Raw genomic sequence first — 257 nt, forward strand, 5'->3', positions numbered from 1 at the left:
CGCGATCATCGTCGGTTCCGCCGTGCTCAACGCGCTGGAAATCGTCGGCAAGGACATCGGCCAGGTGAAGCTGGCCACCAGCGGCGCCGGCGCGGCCGGCATCGCCTGCCTGGACATGCTGGTGGCGCTGGGTTTGAAGCCCGAGAACATCCTCGCGGTGGACCGCGACGGCGTGCTCTACACCGGCCGCGGCAAGATGGACCCGGACAAGGAGCGCTACGCGCGCGACACCGACAAGCGCACCCTGGCCGACATCG

The 257-nt window shown here is 69.3% G+C and carries 1 protein-coding gene; it reads left to right on the forward strand.

The annotated features are described in order from the left end of the window. The coding region (locus tag HKX41_12260; protein ID NNC24909.1) for an NADP-dependent malic enzyme at window positions 1-257 on the forward strand (257 nt) is incomplete at both ends.

It is taken from the genome of Salifodinibacter halophilus, from assembly GCA_012999515.1.
In the GTDB taxonomy this organism is placed as follows: Bacteria; Pseudomonadota; Gammaproteobacteria; order Nevskiales; family Salinisphaeraceae; genus Salifodinibacter; species Salifodinibacter halophilus.